The organism is Pseudogulbenkiania sp. AW2-16, from assembly GCF_056824575.1.
Window position 1 is genome coordinate 2,109,757 of sequence record NZ_CP157668.1, and the last position, 19,190, is coordinate 2,128,946.

Annotated in this window: 18 protein-coding genes; 15 read left to right on the top strand and 3 right to left on the bottom strand. The window is 65.0% G+C overall.

The annotated features are described in order from the left end of the window. Window positions 1–15 precede the first annotated feature (15 nt). The 5 genes from ABKF58_RS10350 (at window position 16) to ABKF58_RS10370 (ending at window position 8,425) form a co-directional block, all read left to right on the top strand. Window positions 16–3,567 (top strand): NAD-glutamate dehydrogenase, encoded by a 3,552-nt coding sequence (locus ABKF58_RS10350; RefSeq protein WP_482580609.1) that lies wholly within the window; start codon window positions 16–18, stop codon window positions 3,565–3,567. A 415-nt stretch (window positions 3,568–3,982) separates the two neighbouring features. After that, on the top strand, window positions 3,983–5,095 hold the full coding sequence (locus tag ABKF58_RS10355) for an ABC transporter ATP-binding protein (protein ID WP_014088055.1): 1,113 nt from the start codon (window positions 3,983–3,985) through the stop codon (window positions 5,093–5,095). A gap of 111 nt (window positions 5,096–5,206) precedes the next feature. Continuing rightward, window positions 5,207–6,244 carry an ABC transporter substrate-binding protein gene (locus tag ABKF58_RS10360; RefSeq protein WP_482580610.1) on the top strand — a complete coding sequence of 346 codons (1,038 nt, stop codon included), beginning with the start codon at window positions 5,207–5,209 and terminating at the stop codon, window positions 6,242–6,244. A 90-nt stretch (window positions 6,245–6,334) separates the two neighbouring features. Then, window positions 6,335–7,597 carry an ABC transporter permease gene (locus ABKF58_RS10365; protein WP_482580611.1) on the top strand — a complete coding sequence of 421 codons (1,263 nt, stop codon included), beginning with the start codon at window positions 6,335–6,337 and terminating at the stop codon, window positions 7,595–7,597. A 3-nt stretch (window positions 7,598–7,600) separates the two neighbouring features. Further along, window positions 7,601–8,425 carry an ABC transporter permease gene (locus ABKF58_RS10370; RefSeq protein ID WP_014088052.1) on the top strand — a complete coding sequence of 275 codons (825 nt, stop codon included), beginning with the start codon at window positions 7,601–7,603 and terminating at the stop codon, window positions 8,423–8,425. Window positions 8,426–8,614: 189 nt separating this feature from the next. On the opposite strand, the gene dut is transcribed toward ABKF58_RS10370, so the two are convergent. Both dut and coaBC read right to left on the bottom strand, forming a co-directional pair. After that, window positions 8,615–9,067: a dUTP diphosphatase gene (gene dut, locus ABKF58_RS10375; protein ID WP_008955740.1), complete on the bottom strand. Its 453-nt coding sequence runs from the start codon at window positions 9,065–9,067 to the stop codon at window positions 8,615–8,617. 73 nt (window positions 9,068–9,140) lie between these two features. Next, entirely contained in the window at window positions 9,141–10,322 is a 1,182-nt protein-coding gene (gene coaBC, locus ABKF58_RS10380; RefSeq protein WP_482580612.1) for a bifunctional phosphopantothenoylcysteine decarboxylase/phosphopantothenate--cysteine ligase CoaBC, read from the bottom strand. 152 nt (window positions 10,323–10,474) lie between these two features. On the opposite strand from coaBC, the gene radC reads away from it, so the two are divergent. The 10 genes from radC to ABKF58_RS10430 all read left to right on the top strand — a co-directional run bounded on the left by radC (window position 10,475) and on the right by ABKF58_RS10430 (window position 17,426). Then, window positions 10,475–11,149 (top strand): RadC family protein, encoded by a 675-nt coding sequence (gene radC / locus ABKF58_RS10385; protein ID WP_014088050.1) that lies wholly within the window; start codon window positions 10,475–10,477, stop codon window positions 11,147–11,149. A 165-nt stretch (window positions 11,150–11,314) separates the two neighbouring features. Further along, window positions 11,315–11,566, top strand: coding sequence for a hypothetical protein (locus ABKF58_RS10390; RefSeq protein WP_008955743.1), 252 nt, complete (start codon window positions 11,315–11,317; stop codon window positions 11,564–11,566). Between the two features lie 158 nt (window positions 11,567–11,724). Next, window positions 11,725–12,624, top strand: coding sequence for a ribokinase (locus ABKF58_RS10395; protein ID WP_482580613.1), 900 nt, complete (start codon window positions 11,725–11,727; stop codon window positions 12,622–12,624). 7 nt (window positions 12,625–12,631) lie between these two features. Continuing rightward, window positions 12,632–14,128 (top strand): sensor histidine kinase efflux regulator BaeS, encoded by a 1,497-nt coding sequence (baeS, locus tag ABKF58_RS10400; protein WP_482580614.1) that lies wholly within the window; start codon window positions 12,632–12,634, stop codon window positions 14,126–14,128. A gap of 4 nt (window positions 14,129–14,132) precedes the next feature. Continuing rightward, window positions 14,133–14,819, top strand: a complete 687-nt coding sequence (locus ABKF58_RS10405; protein WP_014088047.1) for a response regulator — start codon at window positions 14,133–14,135, stop codon at window positions 14,817–14,819. A 121-nt stretch (window positions 14,820–14,940) separates the two neighbouring features. Further along, window positions 14,941–15,597, top strand: coding sequence for an EF-hand domain-containing protein (locus ABKF58_RS10410; protein ID WP_482580615.1), 657 nt, complete (start codon window positions 14,941–14,943; stop codon window positions 15,595–15,597). Between the two features lie 81 nt (window positions 15,598–15,678). Beyond that, entirely contained in the window at window positions 15,679–16,251 is a 573-nt protein-coding gene (locus ABKF58_RS10415; protein WP_482580616.1) for a glycine zipper family protein, read from the top strand. A gap of 32 nt (window positions 16,252–16,283) precedes the next feature. Next, a complete protein-coding gene (locus ABKF58_RS10420) occupies window positions 16,284–16,559 on the top strand; it encodes a DUF6515 family protein (RefSeq protein WP_482580617.1) in 276 nt (91 codons plus the stop codon). Then, complete coding sequence (locus ABKF58_RS10425) at window positions 16,560–16,931, top strand: hypothetical protein (RefSeq protein WP_482580618.1); 372 nt, start codon at window positions 16,560–16,562, stop codon at window positions 16,929–16,931. A 120-nt stretch (window positions 16,932–17,051) separates the two neighbouring features. Then, a complete protein-coding gene (locus ABKF58_RS10430; RefSeq protein WP_294866583.1) occupies window positions 17,052–17,426 on the top strand; it encodes an oxidoreductase in 375 nt (124 codons plus the stop codon). A gap of 159 nt (window positions 17,427–17,585) precedes the next feature. Here ABKF58_RS10430 and ABKF58_RS10435 read toward each other — a convergent pair whose 3' ends face one another. Continuing rightward, window positions 17,586–19,154: an ArnT family glycosyltransferase gene (locus tag ABKF58_RS10435; RefSeq protein WP_482580619.1), complete on the bottom strand. Its 1,569-nt coding sequence runs from the start codon at window positions 19,152–19,154 to the stop codon at window positions 17,586–17,588. Between the last annotated feature and the right edge of the window lie 36 nt (window positions 19,155–19,190).

A 19,190-nucleotide genomic window follows, 5' to 3' on the forward strand; every position in this document is an offset into this window, starting at 1 on the left:
ACGTCAGCTGCACTGGTGTACGTGCCGCGCGACAGCTTCAATACCGAAGTGCGCCTGAAGATCGAGAAGGTGCTGCTGAACGCCTTCAACGGCACCGCGGCCGAGTTCAGCGTGCAGATCGGCGACGGCACACTGGCGCTGGTGCATTACACCATCCGCACCCATGCCGCCGGCCTGCCGGCATTCCACGAGTCGGACATCGAGGCGGAAATTGCCCGCGTGGTGCGCGGCTGGCAAGAAGAACTGCACCAGTTGCTGGTCGAAGCGCACGGTGAAGAGCAGGGCAATAGCCTGTTCCACCGCTACAAGGGCGCCTTCCCGGTGGCTTACCGTGAAGAGTTCGCCGCCCGCAACGCCGTGCTCGACATCCAGCTGATGCAATCGCTGGGTGGCGAAAAGCGTCTCGGCATGAAGCTGTATCGACCGCTGCATCGCGGCACCAATGCCTTCAACCTGAAACTGTTCAGCGCCGGCGAGCCGCTCGGCCTGTCCGCCAGCCTGCCGATCCTCGAGAACATGGGCGTGCGCGTCCGCGACGAGCACCCCTACCGCGTGCAGAGGTCCGACGGTGCCGAGGTGTGGATCAGCGATTTCGGTCTCGACGTCGGTGGCGCCTACGAGCAGATGGCGACGGATGACGTGCAGCACGACTTCCAGGAACTGCTGTCGCAAGTCTTCGCCAAGCGTTGCGAAAACGACGGCTTCAACCGCCTGGCGCTGGTGGCCGGCCTCGACTGGCGCGAAATCTCGCTGGTGCGCGCCCTGGCCAAGTACCTGCGTCAGGGCGGCCTGACCTTCAGCCAGGCCTATATCGAGCAGTGCGTGGCCAACTACCCGGCCATCACCCGTAACCTGGTGAGCCTGTTCCAGACTCGCCTGGACCCGGTCAACGCCGATGACGCCCAAGCCGAAACGCTGCAGGCCGAACTCAAGAACCTGCTCGACAAGGTGGCCAACCTCGACGAGGACCGCATCCTCAACGGCTTCCTGTCGGTGATCCTGGCGGTGCGCCGTACCAACTTCTGGCAGAAGGCCGAAGACGGCCAGTTCAAGTCCTATATCTCGTTCAAGCTGGAGTCGAACGCCATCCCGTTCCTGCCGCAGCCGCGCCCGATGTTCGAGATTTGGGTGTACAGCCCGCGTGTCGAAGGCGTGCATCTGCGCGGCTCGAAGGTAGCGCGCGGCGGCCTGCGCTGGTCCGACCGCATGGAAGACTTCCGCACCGAAGTGCTGGGCCTGGTCAAGGCGCAGATGGTGAAGAACTCGGTGATCGTGCCGATGGGCTCCAAGGGCGGTTTCGTCTGCAAGCAGCTGCCACCGGCGAGCGACCGCGAAGCCTTCATGGCTGAAGGCATCGCCTGCTACAAGACCTTCATCTCGGCGCTGCTCGACGTCACCGACAATCTGGTCACCGGCCAGATCGTGCCGCCGAAGGAGGTGCGCCGTCTGGATCCGGACGATCCGTATCTGGTGGTGGCCGCCGACAAGGGCACCGCGACCTTCTCCGACATTGCCAACGGCATTTCGGAACAGTATGGCTTCTGGCTCGGCGATGCCTTCGCCTCGGGCGGCTCGGCCGGCTATGACCACAAGGGTATGGGCATTACCGCACGTGGAGCCTGGGAATCGGTGAAGCGCCACTTCCGCCATCTGGGCGTCAACACCCAGGAGCAGGATTTCACCGTGATCGGTATCGGCGACATGGCCGGCGACGTGTTCGGCAACGGCATGCTGCTGTCCGAGCACATCCAGCTGATCGCCGCGTTCAACCACATGCACATCTTCCTCGACCCGACCCCGAATGCGGCGGTCAGCTTCGCGGAACGTGCGCGCCTGTTCAACCTGCCGCGGTCGAGTTGGACCGACTACAACCGCGAGCTGATCTCGCAGGGTGGCGGCATCTTCGAGCGTTCGGCCAAGTCCATCCCGCTGTCGCCGGAAGTCAAAGCCTGGCTGGAAACCGACAAGGACAGCATGGCGCCGAACGAGTTGATCCACGAGATCCTCAAGGCACGCGCCGACATGCTGTACAACGGCGGTATCGGTACCTATGTCAAGGCGTCGACCCAGAGCCACGCCGATGCGCGTGACCGCGCCTGCGACCCGGTGCGCGTCGACGGCCGCGAGCTGCGCGTGAGAGTGGTGGCCGAGGGCGGCAACCTGACGTGCACCCAGCTGGGCCGCGTCGAATTTGCGCTCTCCGGTGGCCGCATCTGCACCGACGCCATCGACAACTCGGCGGGGGTGGACTGCTCCGACCACGAGGTCAACATCAAGATCCTGTTGGGCGCGGTGATGCAGGCTGGGGACATGACGCTCAAGCAGCGCAATGAACTGCTGGCCGAGATGACCGAGGAAGTGGGGCATCTGGTGCTGCGCAACAACTACCTGCAGACCCAGGTGCTGGCGATCAAGCAGCAGGAAGCGGCCTCGATCCTGTCGACCCATGCCCGCATGATCGCCCACATGGAGAAGACCGGCGAACTGAACCGCGAGATCGAGTACCTGCCGTCCGAAGCCCAGATCAACGACCGCCGTCTGGCGCGTCAGGGTCTGACCGCGCCGGAAGTGGCGGTGCTGCTGGCCTACAGCAAGATTTCGCTGGACCAGGCGATCCTGGCGACCGACGTGCCGGACGACGTCGATTTCCTGCCGGTGCTGGTGAACTACTTCCCGAAACCGCTGCAGGAACGGTTCCGCGGCCAGATGGAGAAACACCATCTGAAGCGCGAGATCATCTCCAACCAGATGGCCAACCAGATCATCAACCGCATGGGCACGACCTTCGTGTTCCGCCTGCAGGAAGAGTCGCCGTTCTCCGCCGCCGACATCGCCCGTGCCTGGTGGATCGCCAGCCGTGTGTTCAACGCCGAACAGCTGTGGGGCCAAGTCGAGGCGCTGGACAACCAGATTCCGGCCGACCAGCAGATGGAACTGATGGTGATCGTGCGTACCCTGATCGAGCGCGTGACGCGCTGGGTGCTGCGCAACAAGCGTCCGTTCAGCTCGGTCAACGCCGTGATTGATCAGTACGGCGCCAAGGTGCAGGCTTTGCTTGCGGCGCTGCCGGAGCTGATCAGCGCCACCGACTACCCGACCGTGGCGGCGATGGAAGCTCGTCTGGATATCCCGAACCTGCCGGTTAGCCTGGCGCGCGTGCTGGCGCGTCTGGAGTTTGCCGTGCCGCTGATGGACATCATCGAAATCGGTGAGGGCGAGGAGCTGACCCAGGGTGTGCTGGCCAGCAATTACTATCGCCTGGGCAAGGTGCTGCAGCTGGACTGGATGCGCGAGGCGATCACCCGTCTGCCGCGCGACAATCGTTGGCAGTCGCTGGCGCGTTCGGCGTTGCGCGATGACCTGTATCGCCTGCACCGCAAGGTGGCCAAGCTGGCAATCCAGGAGTGTAAGGAGTCGGAAGACCTGGCCAGCGCCTGGCTGGAAAAGCGTCACCACGATGTCGAGACCTGCCACCAGATGTTTGCCGAATTGCAGGCCTTCCAGGCACTGGACCTGGCGATGTTGTCGGCCGGCATGCGCGAGCTGAACAACCACCTGTTGGCTTGACCCGTTTCCATTCTCCCTTCAGACCGGCCGCAAGGCCGGTTTTTTTATGGCTGCCGTTTAATATCCTCACCGTCCAATGTGCTTAAAAAAATAGACGTTTCGCACGTTATTAAATTTATTGATCGATATTTCCCATTTATTTACAACTAAAACTATAAAATAGTTGGGTTTGTTCAACGATTGTTGTATTTATTTAACGCTTTCACTCTTGTGGTTTTACTTGAAATTAAACATTGTTGATTGGCCGAGCCGTTGTGGGCTATCGTTGCGCTACAGGTTTCAAGCACAAGCTCAAGACCGGTCTGCATGGCAGGCGGGGAGAAAACAGAAGCCGAATGGCCTATAACATGGGCTGCCTGTATGAGAAATGGAATCACGTTCCGCTGGTCGGACATTTAGTTTCAGAGGAGAAACCATGGTGCCTGAAGTCGTTCCCGACAATGAGGTGCTGGTCAGCTTTCGCGGTGTTCAGAAGAGCTACGATGGCGAGAGCCTGATCGTCAAGCATCTGGATCTGGATATCCGCAAAGGGGAGTTCCTGACCCTGCTTGGGCCTTCCGGTTCCGGTAAGACCACTTGCCTGATGATGCTGGCCGGGTTCGAGACCCCGACGCATGGCGAGATCCGCCTCAATGGCGCCTTGCTCAACCACGTTCCGCCGCACAAACGCAATATCGGCATGGTGTTCCAGAACTATGCCCTGTTCCCCCACATGACGGTTGGCGAAAACCTCGCCTATCCGTTGAAGATCCGCAATTTCTCCAAGTCCGATATCGATGCCAAGGTGATGCACGCGCTGTCGATGGTCAAGCTGGAAAAGCTGGCGCATCGCTACCCGGCACAGCTCTCCGGCGGCCAGCAGCAACGCGTGGCCCTGGCGCGCGCGCTGGTGTTCAACCCGCAGCTGGTGCTGATGGACGAGCCCCTGGGTGCGCTCGACAAGCAGCTGCGCGAGCACATGCAGATGGAGATCAAGCACATTCATGACTCGCTGGGCGTGACCGTGGTGTACGTCACCCACGATCAGGGCGAGGCCCTGACCATGAGCGACCGCGTCGCCGTGTTCAAGGACGGCATCATCCAGCAGATCGACAGTGCCTATAACCTGTACGAAGCCCCGGTGAATTCCTTCGTCGCCAGTTTCATCGGCGAGAACAATACGCTGGAGGGCGAGGTGCAGAGCCTGCAGGACGGTCTCTGCCAGGTGAAGCTGGGCGACGGCATCGGTCTGACGGCTAAGGCGGTATGCGCCGACCGTGCCGGGGTACGGACCACCATGTCGATCCGTCCCGAGCGCGTGCGTCTGAACGGCGCCTCGGAGCAGTGCGCCAACCGCTTCCAGGGCAAGCTGCAGGAGTTCATCTACTTCGGCGATCACGTGCGCTTGCGCATGGACGTGGCGGGCAACCCATCCTTCATCGTCAAGGTGCCGGTGAGCGAGCTTGACGGCTCCTGGTCGGTTGGCGACTCCATCGCGCTGGGCTGGAATCCGGAAGATATCCGGGCGCTGGACCCCCTCAATCCGTAGTTTTTCACACACACACAAGACAGATCGACGCCACAGGTACGTCGCAATGAGCCCGGGGAACACGGGTTTTGCCTATCACTAAACTGAACTGGGTTTCAGAGGAGAAGCTGGATGAAAAACGTTACCAAGAAAATCATCGTTACCGCTGTGCTGGGCGGGGTTTCGCTGTCGGCTCTGGCTGCCGAAAGCCTGACCGTCATTTCTTTCGGCGGGGCGAACAAGGAGGCCCAGGCCGCCGCTTACTACCAGCCGTACGAGAAGGCGACCGGCACCAAGATCACCGCGGGGGACTACAACGGTGAAATGGCCAAGGTGAAGGCCATGGTGGAAGTGGGCCGTCCGACCTGGGACGTGCTCGAAGTGGAATCGCCGGAGCTGCTGCGCGGCTGCGAAGAGGGCATCTTCGAGAAGATCAACTGGGCCCAGGTGGGCAACAAGGCCGACTTCGTCAAGCCGGCGGTTTCCGAGTGCGGCGTGGGCATCTTCGTGTGGTCGACCGCCCTGGCCTACAACGCCGACAAGCTGAAGGCGGCGCCGACCTCCTGGAAGGATTTCTGGGATGTGAAGAAATTCCCGGGCAAGCGCGGCCTGCGCAAGGGCGCCAAGTACACGCTGGAATTCGCCCTGCTGGCCGACGGCGTGCCGGCCTCCGATGTCTACAAGGTGCTGGGCACCAAGGCCGGCGTGGACCGCGCCTTCAAGAAGCTCGACCAGCTGAAGCCGAACATCCAGTGGTGGGAAGCCGGCGCCCAGCCGCCGCAATTCCTGGCCTCTGGCGACGTGGTGATGAGCTCGGCCTATAACGGCCGCATCGACGCCGCGCAGAAGGAAGGCAAGAACCTGAAAGTGGTGTGGAACGGCAGCATCTACGACGTCGATTCCTGGGCGATTCCGAAGGGCGCCAAGGTGAAGGAGGCGATGAAGTTCATCAACTTCGCCAGCAAGCCGGAAAACCAGAAGAACTATTCGGCGCACATCGCCTACGGTCCGACCAACCTGAAGACGGTCAAGCAGATGGACGCCAAGCTGGTGGCCAACCTGCCGACCGCTCCGGCCAACCTGAAAGGGGCGCTGGCGCTGGACGTACCGTTCTGGGTTGAGCATGGCGAAGACCTGGAAGAGCGTTTCAACGCCTGGGCTGCACGCTGACCTTGAGGCCGGCCTGGCGTGAGCCGGGCCGGTATGTAACTGCGGTTCCCGCCGCGACAGGGCGGCGGGGCCCTCTCTCAGGTTGATGACATGTCGGAAAGTCTTATCATGAATGCGCCGTTGACGGCCGCCGACGGCGAGCCGCTCAAGAAGAAACTGGCGCGCGAGCAACGCCTGAAGCAATTCAAGGCGATCGCCCTGGTCGCCCCGCTGGGGTTGTTCCTGCTGCTGACCTTTCTGGTCCCGATCACATCGCTGCTGTTCCGCAGCGTCGATAACCCGGAAGTCGTCACCGCGCTTCCCCATACCAGCCAACTGATCCGCGCCTGGGATCAGCGCGGCCTGCCGTCGGACGCGGTGTACTCCGCGCTGGCCGAGGACCTGGCCCGCGCCAAGACAGACGGCACGCTGGCGGATGCGAGCAAGCGCCTCAATATGGAAATCAGCGGCTACCGCTCGCTGTTGATGCGTACCGCGCGCAAGATGCCGCTGCACGTGGCGCCGGGCGAGTCGGTGCGTGACCACTTCATCCAGATCGACGAACGCTGGGGCGATCCCGACCACTGGCACGCCATTGCCCGCAACGCCAAATCGTGGAGCCCGTATTACCTGTATCGCTCGCTCGACCTGCGCGAGAACAAGAGCGGGGTGCCGGAGCTGACGCCGGTCAACGAGCGCGCTTACCTCAGCATCTTCGGCCGCACCATGTGGATGAGCCTGTGGGTGACGGTGTTCTGCATGCTGCTGGGCTACCCGGTGGCGTACTGGCTCGCCAACCTGCCCAAGCGTCAGAGCAACCTGTTGATGATCCTGGTGCTGCTACCGTTCTGGACCTCGGTGCTGGTACGGGTGGCGGCGTGGATCGTGCTGTTGCAGTCCGAGGGGTTGATCAACAGCGGTCTGATGGCGCTGGGCATCATCGACCACCCGCTGCAGCTGGCGTTCAACCGCACCGGGGTCTACATCGCGATGGTGCACATCCTGCTGCCGTTCGTGATCCTGCCCAGCTACAGCGTGATGAAGAGCATTCCGCCCTCGTACGTCAAGGCGGCCATTTCGCTGGGCGACCATCCGTTTGCGGCGTTCTGGAAGATCTACTTCCCGCAGACGCTGCCGGGGGTGGCGGCCGGAGCCTTGCTGGTGTTCATCATGTGCCTGGGCTATTACATCACGCCGGCCTTGCTGGGCAGCCCGGAAGACCAGATGGTGAGCTATTACGTCGCCTTCTATACCAACGTCACCATCAACTGGGGCATGGCCGCCGCACTGGGTAGCCTGCTGCTGGTCGCCACTCTGGCGCTGTACGCGGTGTACAGCAAGCTGGTGGGGACCGACCGTCTGAGCCTGGGGTAAATCATGCTGCCTAATTACGCCTCTCCCGTCGAAAAGCTCTGGTACTGGACGTTCCGCCTGCTATGCGTGCTGGTGCTGGTGTTCCTGATGTCGCCGCTGTTGGCGATCATTCCGCTGTCGTTCTCTGCCGACAGCTTCCTGGTCTACCCGATCAAGTCGTTCTCGTGGCGCTGGTACGGCGAGTTCTTCGGCAACGGCGAATGGATGCACTCGCTGAAGAACAGCTTCATCGTGGCACCGGCCGCCACGCTGCTGGCGACGGTGCTGGGGACGCTGGCGGCGGTCGGCCTGACCAGCTCGAACTTCCCCGGCAAGTCGCTGCTGATGACGGTGCTGATTTCGCCGATGGTGGTGCCGGTGGTGATTGTCGGCGTGGGTGCCTACCTGTTCTTCTCGCCGCTGGGCCTGACCAACAATTACCTCGGCCTGATCCTGGTGCACGCCGCGCTGGGGGTGCCGTTTGTGGTGATCACGGTGTCGGCGACGCTGAGCGGTTTCAATACCAGCCTGATCAAGGCCAGTGCCAGCCTGGGGGCGAATCCGCTGCTCACCTTCCGCAAGGTGGTGCTGCCGCTGATCGCGCCGGGCGTGGTGTCGGGGGCGCTGTTCGCCTTCACCACTTCGTTCGACGAGGTGGTGGTGACGCTGTTCCTGGCCGGTCCGGAGCAGGTGACGCTGCCGCGCCAGATGTTCAGCGGCATCAAGGAGAACATCAGCCCGGCGATCGCGGCGGCGGCGGCGGTGTTGATCCTGTTCTCCACCACCTTGCTGCTGACGCTGGAATGGCTGCGCGGCCGCTCGGAGCGCATCCGCACCGCCAAGGCCTGAGGCACTTGCCGTAGGATGTACAAAAGCCCGGTTCGACCGGGCTTTTTTGCGTCCAGGCAGGACCTGGAGCTTGTGACAGAAATCGTCGCGAGCCTCTCCTGGCTGGTTCGAGAAGCGCAGCCGTACATATTATATGGCGCGTATCACAGGGCCGGCATGGGGGGGCATAGCCGATTTATTGACAAGCTCTCAATGCCGGCCGCTGCTGCCGAACCCGTTCTCGCCGCGGTGCGAGGCGTCGAAGTCGTCGACGATGTTGAAGCCGACCTGCACCACCGGCACGATCACCATCTGCGCGATGCGCTCCAGCGGTTCGAGTGCAAAGTTGCTGTGCCCGCGGTTCCAAACCGAGACGAACAGCTGGCCCTGGTAGTCGGAGTCGATCAGGCCGACCAGGTTGCCCAGCACGATGCCGTGCTTGTGACCCAGGCCGGAGCGCGGCAGGATCATCGCGGCGAGGCCGGGGTCGGCAAGGTGGATGGCCATGCCGGTGGGGATGAGCTGGGTCTCGCCCGGCTTGATTTCCATCGGGCTGTCGATGGCGGCGCGCAGGTCGAGCCCGGCCGAGCCGGCGGTGGCGTAATTAGGCAGGTTGTCGTGCAGGCGCGGGTCGAGAATCTTGACGTCGATGACGGGTTTCATGCGGAGTCCTTGAATAATCGTGAAAGGTTGGCCGAAGCCGGGCTTCGGCCAACCTCTGAGTGGATCGGGCGGTTTAGCGCTGGGGTAGCAGTGTCGCCAGATGGGCGACGATGGCGTGGGCCACCTGCTCTTTGGGCAGATCCGGCAGCGGGTGGGCGCCGGTGTCGTCGAGCAGCACCACTTCGTTGTGGTCGGCGCCCATGGCCAGTTGTGCCGGGTTGGCGACCAGCAGCGGCACCTTCTTGCGCCGGCGCTTGGTTTCGGCGAATTCCAGCAGGTTCTGGCTTTCCGCGGCGAAGCCGACGCAGAACGGTGCCGCCGGCAGGCCGGCCACGGTGGCGAGGATATCCGGGTTTTCTTCCAGTTCGATGACCGGTACGGCATCGCCCTTCTTCAGCTTGTGCTCCGACCGGTTCTTGACGCGGTAGTCGGCTACCGCCGCCACGGCGATGAAGACGTCGCTGTGGCCGACTTCCTGCAACACCGCCTGGTGCATCTCGGCGGCGCTGACCACATCGAGGCGGCGTACGCCGACCGGGCAGGGCAGGCCGGTCGGGCCGGAGACCAGCGTCACCTCGGCGCCGGCATCGCGGCAGGCGCGAGCCAGCGCATAGCCCATCTTGCCGGAGCTGACATTGGTGATGCCGCGCACCGCGTCGATTGGCTCGAAGGTCGGGCCGGCGGTGAGCAGCACCTGCTTGCCGGCGAGGCGTTTCTCAACGAAGAAGCCTGCCACGCGTTCGGCGATTTCCTCCGGTTCCAGCATGCGTCCGAGGCCGACTTCGCCGCAGGCCTGCTCGCCCGCGGCCGGGCCGAACACCGTCACGCCGTCGGCGACGAGCTGGGCGACGTTGCGCTGGTTGGGCGGGTTGTCCCACATCTGCTTGTTCATCGCCGGGGCGACGATCAGCGGGCAGGTGCGCGCCGCGGCCAGCGTGGAGATCAGGTCGTTGCAGGCGCCGTGCGCCAGCTTGAACAGGCAATCGGCGCTGGCCGGGGCGATCAGGAACACATCGGCGCGGCGCGACAGCTCGATGTGCGCCATGGCGTTGTCCGGGCGTGGGTCCCACTGGCTGGTGTAGACCGCATGGCCGGACAGGGCCTGGAAAGTGGTCGGCGTGACAAAGCGGGTGGCGGCGTCGGTCATCACCACGTCGACGCGGTGTCCGGCCTTGACCAGGAGACGGGTCAGCTCGGCCGCCTTGTAGGCGGCGATGCCGCCGGTGACGCCCAGCAGTATCCGTTTGGCAGACATGGAAAGCCTTTGTGCAAGCTGAAAAGGTAAAAGTTTACCGGAAATTGCCGGCCTCGGTGGCGGCTCCGCTGTCGCCGCCGCGCCGGCTATGATTTTGGCATGAAGTTGGGTTTAATGGCGAAAACAAGCTATAGCACAATGAGGAGCCGATCATGTCGATCTGCGACTGGCCTGCCGCGGAGCGGCCCCGGGAAAAGCTGCTGGCACAGGGGGCGGGGCGTCTTTCCGACGCCGAATTGCTGGCCATTTTTCTGCGCACCGGTATCAAGGGGCTGTCGGCCGTCGACATGGCACGCCGGTTGATGACCGAATTCGGTTCGCTGTCGCGGCTCTTGTCGGCCAACCTGGCCGAGTTCGAGCGCCAGCCCGGCCTCGGCGTGGCCAAGTACACCCAGTTGATGGCGACCAAGGAACTGGTGCGACGGGCGCTGGCCGAAGAGATGAAGCTGGCCGATGCGCTGTCGAGCCCGCAGGCGGTGCGCGACTTTCTGCGGCTGAGCATCGGCCTGCGCGACGTCGAAGTGTTCGTGGTGATCTTCCTGACGGCACAAAACCGCGTTCTGGCGGTCGAAGAAGTATTTAGCGGCACCTTGAGCGAGACCCGGGTCTATCCGCGCGAGGTGGTGCGGCGGGCGCTGGCGCACAACGCGGCCGGCGTTATCGTGGCGCACAACCACCCTTCCGGCGTTGCCGAGCCGTCGTCGGCAGACCGGGCGCTGACCGATACCCTCAAGGCCGCGCTGCAACTGGTGGATGTCCGCTTGCTGGACCATTTCGTGATCACGGGAAGCCATGCCGAGTCGTTTGCCGAGCGTGGCTGGCTGTAGGGCGTATCTGCTGCTGCGGGGCTGCCGGCGTCGCGCAAAGAGCCCATCCTCATGCCGGTGACAGGTGATGCCCGGCCGTCGACAGTGCGGCCCGGCGCGAGTCGCCTCATTCAAATGTAACTGTCGAGCTTGGTTCTACATTCTTCGCATCACGAGGAGGTCGTCATGAACATCCTGCGCTTGCTGAATGAATCAGAGTACATCCAGGTGAACAACCAGTTCATCAAGCCCGACTACCAATACGCCTCAGAAGAGTTCGCCGACGACGAGGATATCGCGCTGGCGGCGAAGCTGGACGGTCAGGAGCTGATCCTGACCGTGGCTGAATTGGAAGAGGCGACCCCGCTGGCCGACGGTGGTTTCTGGCTGGAAGGGGTGGGCTACCTGCGCTTCCTGTCCCGTGAAAGCCTGCACTGAGTCCTCTCTCCCCGCCGCTCATGGGGGCGGCGGCGATCTTCGTACCGTGGCCCGCTCATGGTGAGCCGGGCACAGGCTGTGTCCCGGCGCCTTCTCCTCTGCGCTATCGTCAAACGTGAGCCCCCGGCGGTGTGGCCGGGGGCTCCTTGGGGAGAACCATGCCAAAGATCGTGGTGATCGGCAGCGTCAATATGGACCTGGTCGTGCTGTGTCCTCGTTTTCCGGCGCCGGGCGAAACGCTCCTCGGCGAGCGTTTCTTCACCTGCCATGGCGGCAAGGGGGCCAACCAGGCGGTCGCGGCGCGCCGCCTCGGCGCCGAGGTCAGCTTCATCGGGCGTGTCGGCGACGACGGTTTCGGCCGTGAACTGGTGGCCGGGCTGCAGCAGGAGGGGGTGGACACGCGTCACGTGGCGGTGACGCCCGGTGCTGCCAGCGGCGTTGCCACCATCACCGTCAGCGGCGGGGAGAACGCCATCGTCGTCGTGCCTGGGGCCAACCATGTGCTGAGTCCGGACGATGTGCGCCAGGCCGAAGCCGAGATCGCTTCGGCCGACGTGCTGCTGACGCAACTGGAAATTCCTCTGGACGCCGTGGAAGAAGTTGCCTGCCTTGCCGAGTGGCATGGCGTGCTGCTGATACTCAACCCGGCGCCGGCGCAGGCCCTGTCGGCCGAACTGCTGGCGAAGGTTGCCTACCTTACGCCCAATCAGCACGAATTGGCGCAGCTGCTCGGTGCGGAGGCCGCCGGGCTCGAGCGCCTGCCGGCGCGGCTGGCAGGCAAGGTGGTGCTGACGCGAGGCGGGGAGGGGGCCGATTATATCGATGCGGCGGGTGTGCTTCACCACCAGCCCGGGCGCGCCGTGCCGGTCATCGACAGCACCGGGGCCGGCGATACCTTCAACGCCGCGCTGGCGGTGTTTCTACCCTTGGGCATGGCGGCGGCGCTGGAGCGCGCCGTCGCGGCAGGGGCGCTGGCGGTGACGCAGCCGGGGGCGCGGGCCGGCATGCCGACGGTCGCACAGCTGGAGGCGTTCCTCGCCGGAGCCGGTCAACGGTGAAAAAAGTGTGAAACTTGCCGCTGCGGGGCGCGCGGCTCTTGCCGCGCCGGCCGGCTGTTTCCACAATGCTTCCATCCCGACCCTGGGGCGTCTCGCCCCGCCCACACGACTCATGAAGCTCGGCATCACCTCCAAACTGTTTTTTGCCATCCTGTTTTGTTGCGTGGTGGTCGCGATCGCCATCGGTGCCGCCAGCCGCCTGAGCTTCAAGCAGGGGTTTCTCGATTACGTCAGCCAGCGCGACGCCCAGCGCCTGGAAACGCTGAAGACCAGCCTGGTCGACGCCTATCGTGAAGAAGGCAGCTGGACCTTTCTGGTCGGCAACGAGCGGCTGTGGCGCCGGCTGGTGCGCACCGAGGTTCATCCCGAGGGGCCTCGCGGCCGGCACGAACCGCTGCCGCACCCCGGCTTTCGCCTGCCGCTGCCGCCGCTGACGCTGCTGGATAGCGGCGGGCGCGTGGTGATCGGGGCACCCAGCTGGCCTCCCGATGCCACCCGCACCGCCCTGCAGCTGGACGGCCGCACCATCGGCTGGCTGGTGAGCGTGCCGGTCAGCCGCCTGACCAACGCCGCCGACCTGCGCTTCCAGGAAGGGCAGCTCAAGGCCGGCTGGTTGTTCGCGCTGCTGGGGGTGGTGCTGGCCGCCGTGGTGGCGATGCTGCTGGCGCGCGTCATGCTGGTGCCGGTGAAGCGCCTGGCGGCGGCGTTGCACCAGTTGGCGACCGGCGACTACAGCACGCGGGTCGTGGCCAGTTCGCGCGACGAGCTCGGCCAACTGGCGGGCGACTTCAACCGCCTAGCGCGGGTGCTGGAAAACAACGAGCAGATGCGCCGCCACTTCATGGCGGACATCTCGCATGAGCTGCGTACCCCGCTGGCGGTGCTGCGCGGGGAGCTGGAGGCGATGGAGGACGGCGTGCGCACGCCGACGCCGGAGGCGCTCAAGTCGCTGCAGGCCGAGGTCTCCACCTTGAGCAAGCTGGTGGACGACCTGTACGAGCTGTCGCTGGCGGATGTCGGGGCGCTGAGCTACCACATGGAGGTGTTCGATCCGGTGGACGTCCTGCAGCAGGCGCTGAACGCCTTCGGCGAGCGCCTGCAGGGCCGCTCCATCCGCCTCGAAACACGCCTCCCGCCAGGGGGCGGCTGGACCATCGAGGCCGACCCGCAGCGCCTGCTGCAGCTGTTCAACAACCTGCTGGAAAACGTCGTGCGCTATACCGATCCCGGCGGGCGGCTGCGGGTGAGCGTCAGCCGCGACGGCGAGTGCCTGCGCATCGATTTCCAGGATTCGGAACCGGCGGTGCCGGCCGAGGCCTTGCCACGGCTGTTCGAGCGGCTGTACCGGGTGGAGGGCTCGCGCAACCGCGCCAGCGGCGGCGCCGGCCTCGGCCTGGCTCTGTGCCGCAGCATCGTCGAGGCGCATGGCGGCACGATCGAGGCCCGCCCGTCGCCGTTGGGCGGGCTGTGGATTTCCCTGACTTTCCCCTTACGGATGCGTTGAGAGCATGAACCCGTCTCCCAAGCCAGCCTACGTCCTCGTGGTCGAGGACGAACCCAAACTGTCGCGCCTGCTGGCGGATTACCTCGCGGCAGCCGGTTTCGAGACCGCCTGTCTGGCGGATGGCCTGGCCGTGGTGCCCGAGGTGCGGCGCCGACTGCCGGACCTGATCCTGCTCGACCTGATGCTGCCCGGCCGCGACGGCCTCGACATCTGCCGCGAGCTACGCGCCTTCAGCGACGTGCCGATCGTCATGGTCACCGCCCGGGTCGAGGAGATCGACCGTCTGCTCGGCCTGGAGCTGGGGGCCGACGACTACATCTGCAAGCCGTACAGCCCGCGCGAAGTGGTGGCGCGGGTCAAGGCCATCCTGCGCCGCAGCCAGCGCCATGGCGCGCTGCCGGCCGATGCCGGGCTGACGATCGACGAGGAGGGCTACCAGGCCTCGTGGCAGGGGCGACGGCTGGAGCTGACCCCGGCCGAATTCCGCCTGCTGCGCACGCTGGCCTCCATGCCGGGGCGGGTGTTCTCGCGCGACCAGTTGCTGGATCACCTCTACGCCGATCATCGCGTGGTGACCGACCGCACCGTCGACAGCCACATCAAGAACCTGCGCCGCAAGCTGGAACAGGCGGCGCCGCAGCAGGAGCTGATCCGCTCGGTGTACGGCGTCGGCTACAAGCTGGAATTGTGAACACGCCCTAACACTTGCTTCACCGTTTCTCCACGCTTTCTCTCTAGTTCCCTGACATTTGCGGCTTACGCTTTCTTCATCGGATGGTGGCGAGGCCATCTATATTCACAGGGAGATTGCAATGAAACGGAAAGTCGTACTGACACTGATCCTGGCCGTGGTGAGCGTTTCGGCATTGGCCGCGGCCAATGGCGCTGCCCCCAAGGAGGGGCCGATGGACGGGCCGGCGGCGCGCTTCGCGCAAGCCGACAAGAACGGCGACGGCCAACTCAGCCGAGACGAGGTGCAAGCGGCGTGGCCCCGTCTGGCGGCCGATTTCGACAAGGCCGATACCAATCACGACGGCCAGCTGAGCCGGGACGAGCTGCATCGCTTCATGCACGACCGCTTCGCGCAGCGGCACCACGGCCGCCGCCATTTCCAGCAGTGTTTCGCCCAAGCCGACAAGAACGGCGACGGCCAGCTGAGCCTGGAAGAGGCCCGGGCCGGCATGCCGAGGTTGGCCGAAGACTTTGCCAAGCTGGATCTCAACCACGATGGCCAGCTCAGCCGCGACGAACTGCGCCAGGCGATGCGCGAGCATTTCCGGCAGGGCCCGGGGCGCGATCACGAGCATGCGCCCTTCTTCGCCAAGCTGGATAGCAACGGCGACGGCAAGCTGAGCCTGGACGAGGTCAAGGCGGCGTTCGAACGCGCCGACACCAACAAGGACGGTTTCCTGAGCAAGGACGAGTTGCGTGCCGCCGCTGGACCGCGTCCGGAGGACTGCGGCCGCTGAGCGTGGTTTGCGCCCGGCGCGGCAGCGGCCGTGCCGTGTCCTGTCGGTCCCGGCGTGGCCGCAGGGGAAAAGGAGTTCACCATGTCGAATGTTGTTCCGCATCGGGTCGGCGCCGTGGCGACGCTGTTGGCGTTGAGCCTGACCGGCTGCGTGGTGGCGCCTGCGCGCCCCGACAGCATGCCCCGTAGCGCACCCGAGGCGGTCGCGCCGCCGCCAAGGGAGGTGGTGTTCTATCCGCGTGCCGGCCAGAGCGAAGGGCAGCAGGATCGCGACCGCTACGAATGCCACCAGTGGGCCGTGCGGCAGAGCGGCTTCGATCCGAGCCTGCCGCAGGCGGTGGGTTCCCCTTCGGTACGGGTGGTGCCGGCCGGGGCTCCCGGCCACGATACCGCGGCGCTGGCGGTGACCGGCGCCTTGGTGGGCGCCGCGGTGGCCGGGCCGCATCGGGGCGCCGAGGGCGCGCTGGTGGGGGCAACGATCGGCGCCGTGGCCGGCGCGATGTCCGACACCGCACGGGCGGAACAGGCGCAGCGCATGGAACAGGCCTACACCGCCCAGGAGCAACGCCAGCAGGCCATGCTGGAGCAACAGGCCGATGCCTATCGGCGTGCCATCTCGGCCTGCCTGGAAGCGCGTGGCTATACCGTGCGCTAGGACAACGCCCGACTGATCGCGGAGTCGCCATCATGAAATTCGTCCATCTCACCCCCGTCCCGGCCGCCCTTCTGCTTGGCCTGCTGCTGGCCGTCCCGCCCGCGCTGGCCGCTCCTCCGCAGTGGGAAGGCGCGGTGGTGACGGTGGCCCGTCCGGCATTTCCGGCGCGGGGAGCTTTCGTCGGTTCGCTGCCGGGCGGTGGGCATGCCGTCGTAGACGGCGGGGTCCGCTATCACTATTACGACGGTTTCTGGTACCGCCCGCGCGGGCGCGGCTACGTGGTCGTGTCGCCGCCGCGCGGCGTGTAGGTGCCGGTGCTGCCGCTGCTCTACACCACGCTGCTGATCGGTGGCGTCACCTACTACCTCGCCAACGACGTGTACTACGTGCAGCGCAGCGATGGCTACGTCGTGGTGGACCCGCCGCTCGGGCAGGGCTCGTCCGGCTCGTCGTCCGCACGCGATAGCACCGATCTGTTCATCTATCCGAATCGCGGCCAGGACGAACAGCAGCAGGCGCGCGACCGCTACGAATGCCACCGCTGGGCGCGTGGCCAGACCGGCTACGACCCGACCTTGCCCGAGGGCGGTGTCGCTGCGCGCGACGCGTTCGCGCTGCGTGATCAATACCGGCGGGCCATGGGGGCTTGCCTGGAAGGCCGCCACTACACCGTGCGCTGACCTAAGCGGGGCGTCCCGAGCGCAGAGTGGGCAGGGATTGATGTGGCTCAAGAAAGAGGGAAGCGGATTGTTGCTACAGTAGCGGCCATGCATGATTTGGGCATGACCACGGAGGGGCAAGTGAAGAAAATCACGCTAGGAGTGATCGGCGCCGGTGAAACCGGTACGCCGTTGTTGCAGCAGTTGCTGAGCGCGCCCTTTGTCGAAGTGGTGGGCGTGGCCGACCTCAATCTGGAGCTGCCCGGCATCGATCTGGCGCGCCAGCACGGGGTGCCGGTTACTCGCAATTTCATCGAGATCGCCGAGCAGGGCAACCGCGTCGACATCATCATCGACATGACCGGCTCGCGCAAAGTCCGCGACGACCTGCGGCGCTTCATGCAGTTTTCCGGCAACCAGCACACGGTCATCGTGCACGAACGGGTCGCCTTGCTGATGCTGTCGCTGTGCGCCGGAAAGTATGTGGAGACCCGCCACGGCGAGCAGGCTTACTGAGCACGCCGATACCAGCATTACAGAAACGAGAGCTTGACCGGGAGATCGGACGATCCCCGGTCTTTTTTTACGCCGGTGCCCCCGAGCGTGGGGCGCTGCCGTGCGTGGATGCCTGGCCACACGCACCTCTCCTTGCTACCGGCGTAGCCCTTGGAGGCATCATCCCTGGCAGGTCGGGGCGGGCGGGACGAAGCCTGCCGGCAAAGACCACACCGTGATGTCGCCGTCGCGCGCGAACGCCGGCTGGCCCGCCAGGAACGGGAATGCCGCGGCGGCGGCGGGCGAGCCCCACACCCAGACCGCGTGGGGGCGTGGCCGGCACAGGCTGGCGCGCCATTGTGCCGGGGTCAGCAGCACCTGCTGCTGGGCCAGCGGAGCGAATCGGCCGGCATCGAACAGTTCCTTGCGCCAGTTGTCGTGCCGGGGAAGCTCCGGATCGGTCCAATTGCTGACGACCACGGCGGGACGGTGCATCGGCAGATAGAACGCCAGGTCGAACTGGAATTTGTCCAGCATCACGACCTCGTCTGCCGGTTGGAAGGCGGCGGCTATCCGGCCCGCCAGCGGCTTGGCCGAACCGCCCTCGTGGCGGGACACGGCGACCACGGCCCCGACGCACACAATCATGGCGATCACGGTGCTGACGACGAAGGAACGGCGGGCCTTCTTGCCATCGCCTTGCTGCATCCACTCGGTAAACGGCTCGGCGATCAGGAAGGCAAACGGCGGCAGCAGCGGAAAGATATAGCCGACCAGCTTGGAGCTGGGCAGCGAGAAAAATACCAGGATCACCAGCAACCACACCCCCATCAGGCGGCGCAAGTCACCCTGCACCGGGTCGCTCCAGTAGCTCCGCTTGAGGGCGCGCCAGCACCACGGCGACCACGGCGCGCACAGCAGCAGCACCACCGGCACGTAGAACCAGAGCGGCTTCGGGTTGTTGAAGCCGCTTTCGGCAAAGCGTTTGAAATGGTGGTAAACGATAAAGTAGTCGAAAAACCCGCTGAACTTCTGCTGCATCGACCAGAACCAGGGTAGGCCGAGGGCGAGGAACAGCAGCAGCGCGGGTAACCAGAGTAGGTGGCGTACCGAGGCAAAGCGGCCGCGCGCCAGCAGCCAGCCCAGCAGCACCGCGCCGGGAAGAACCATGCCGATCAGGCCCTTGGCGAGCACGCCCAGCGCCGCCGTGGCGTAGGCGGCGGCGAGCATGGTCCGGTAGGGCTGGCCCTGTTCGGCGCGCAGCACGGCTTCGGCGGCGGCAAGGATGGTGAGCCCGATCAGGCTGGCCACCAGCATGTCGAGGTTGGCGAACTGGGCACCGGCAAAGAAGAAAGGCTGGGTCGTCAGCACGATCGCGGTGGCCGTGGCCACGCTGGAGCCGCGGTGGCGGCGCACGAAGAGCCACAGGGCGAGGACCACCAGGGCCGCGGCGGAGACCGACGCGAGCCGTGCGCTCCATTCATGCAGCCCGAACAGCTTCAGGCTGAAGGCGGTCAGCCAGTAGAACAGCGGGGGTTTGTGAAAGTAGGGCAGTCCGTCCAGCAGCGGCACCGACAGGTTGTGGGCACGCAGCATTTCCCAGGCGACGCCGACGTAGCGCCCCTCATCCGGCAAGGTCAGCGGACGGAGTCCGATCGAGAAGCCGAGCCACAGCACGACGCCCAGCAGCAGGGCGGTGAAGGTGGCGCCACTCAAGCGCTGCGCCAGCCAGTTGTCTGTCTTTTCCATCCAAATCATTCCAAGGTCTAGGGGGGAGGGCTTGGG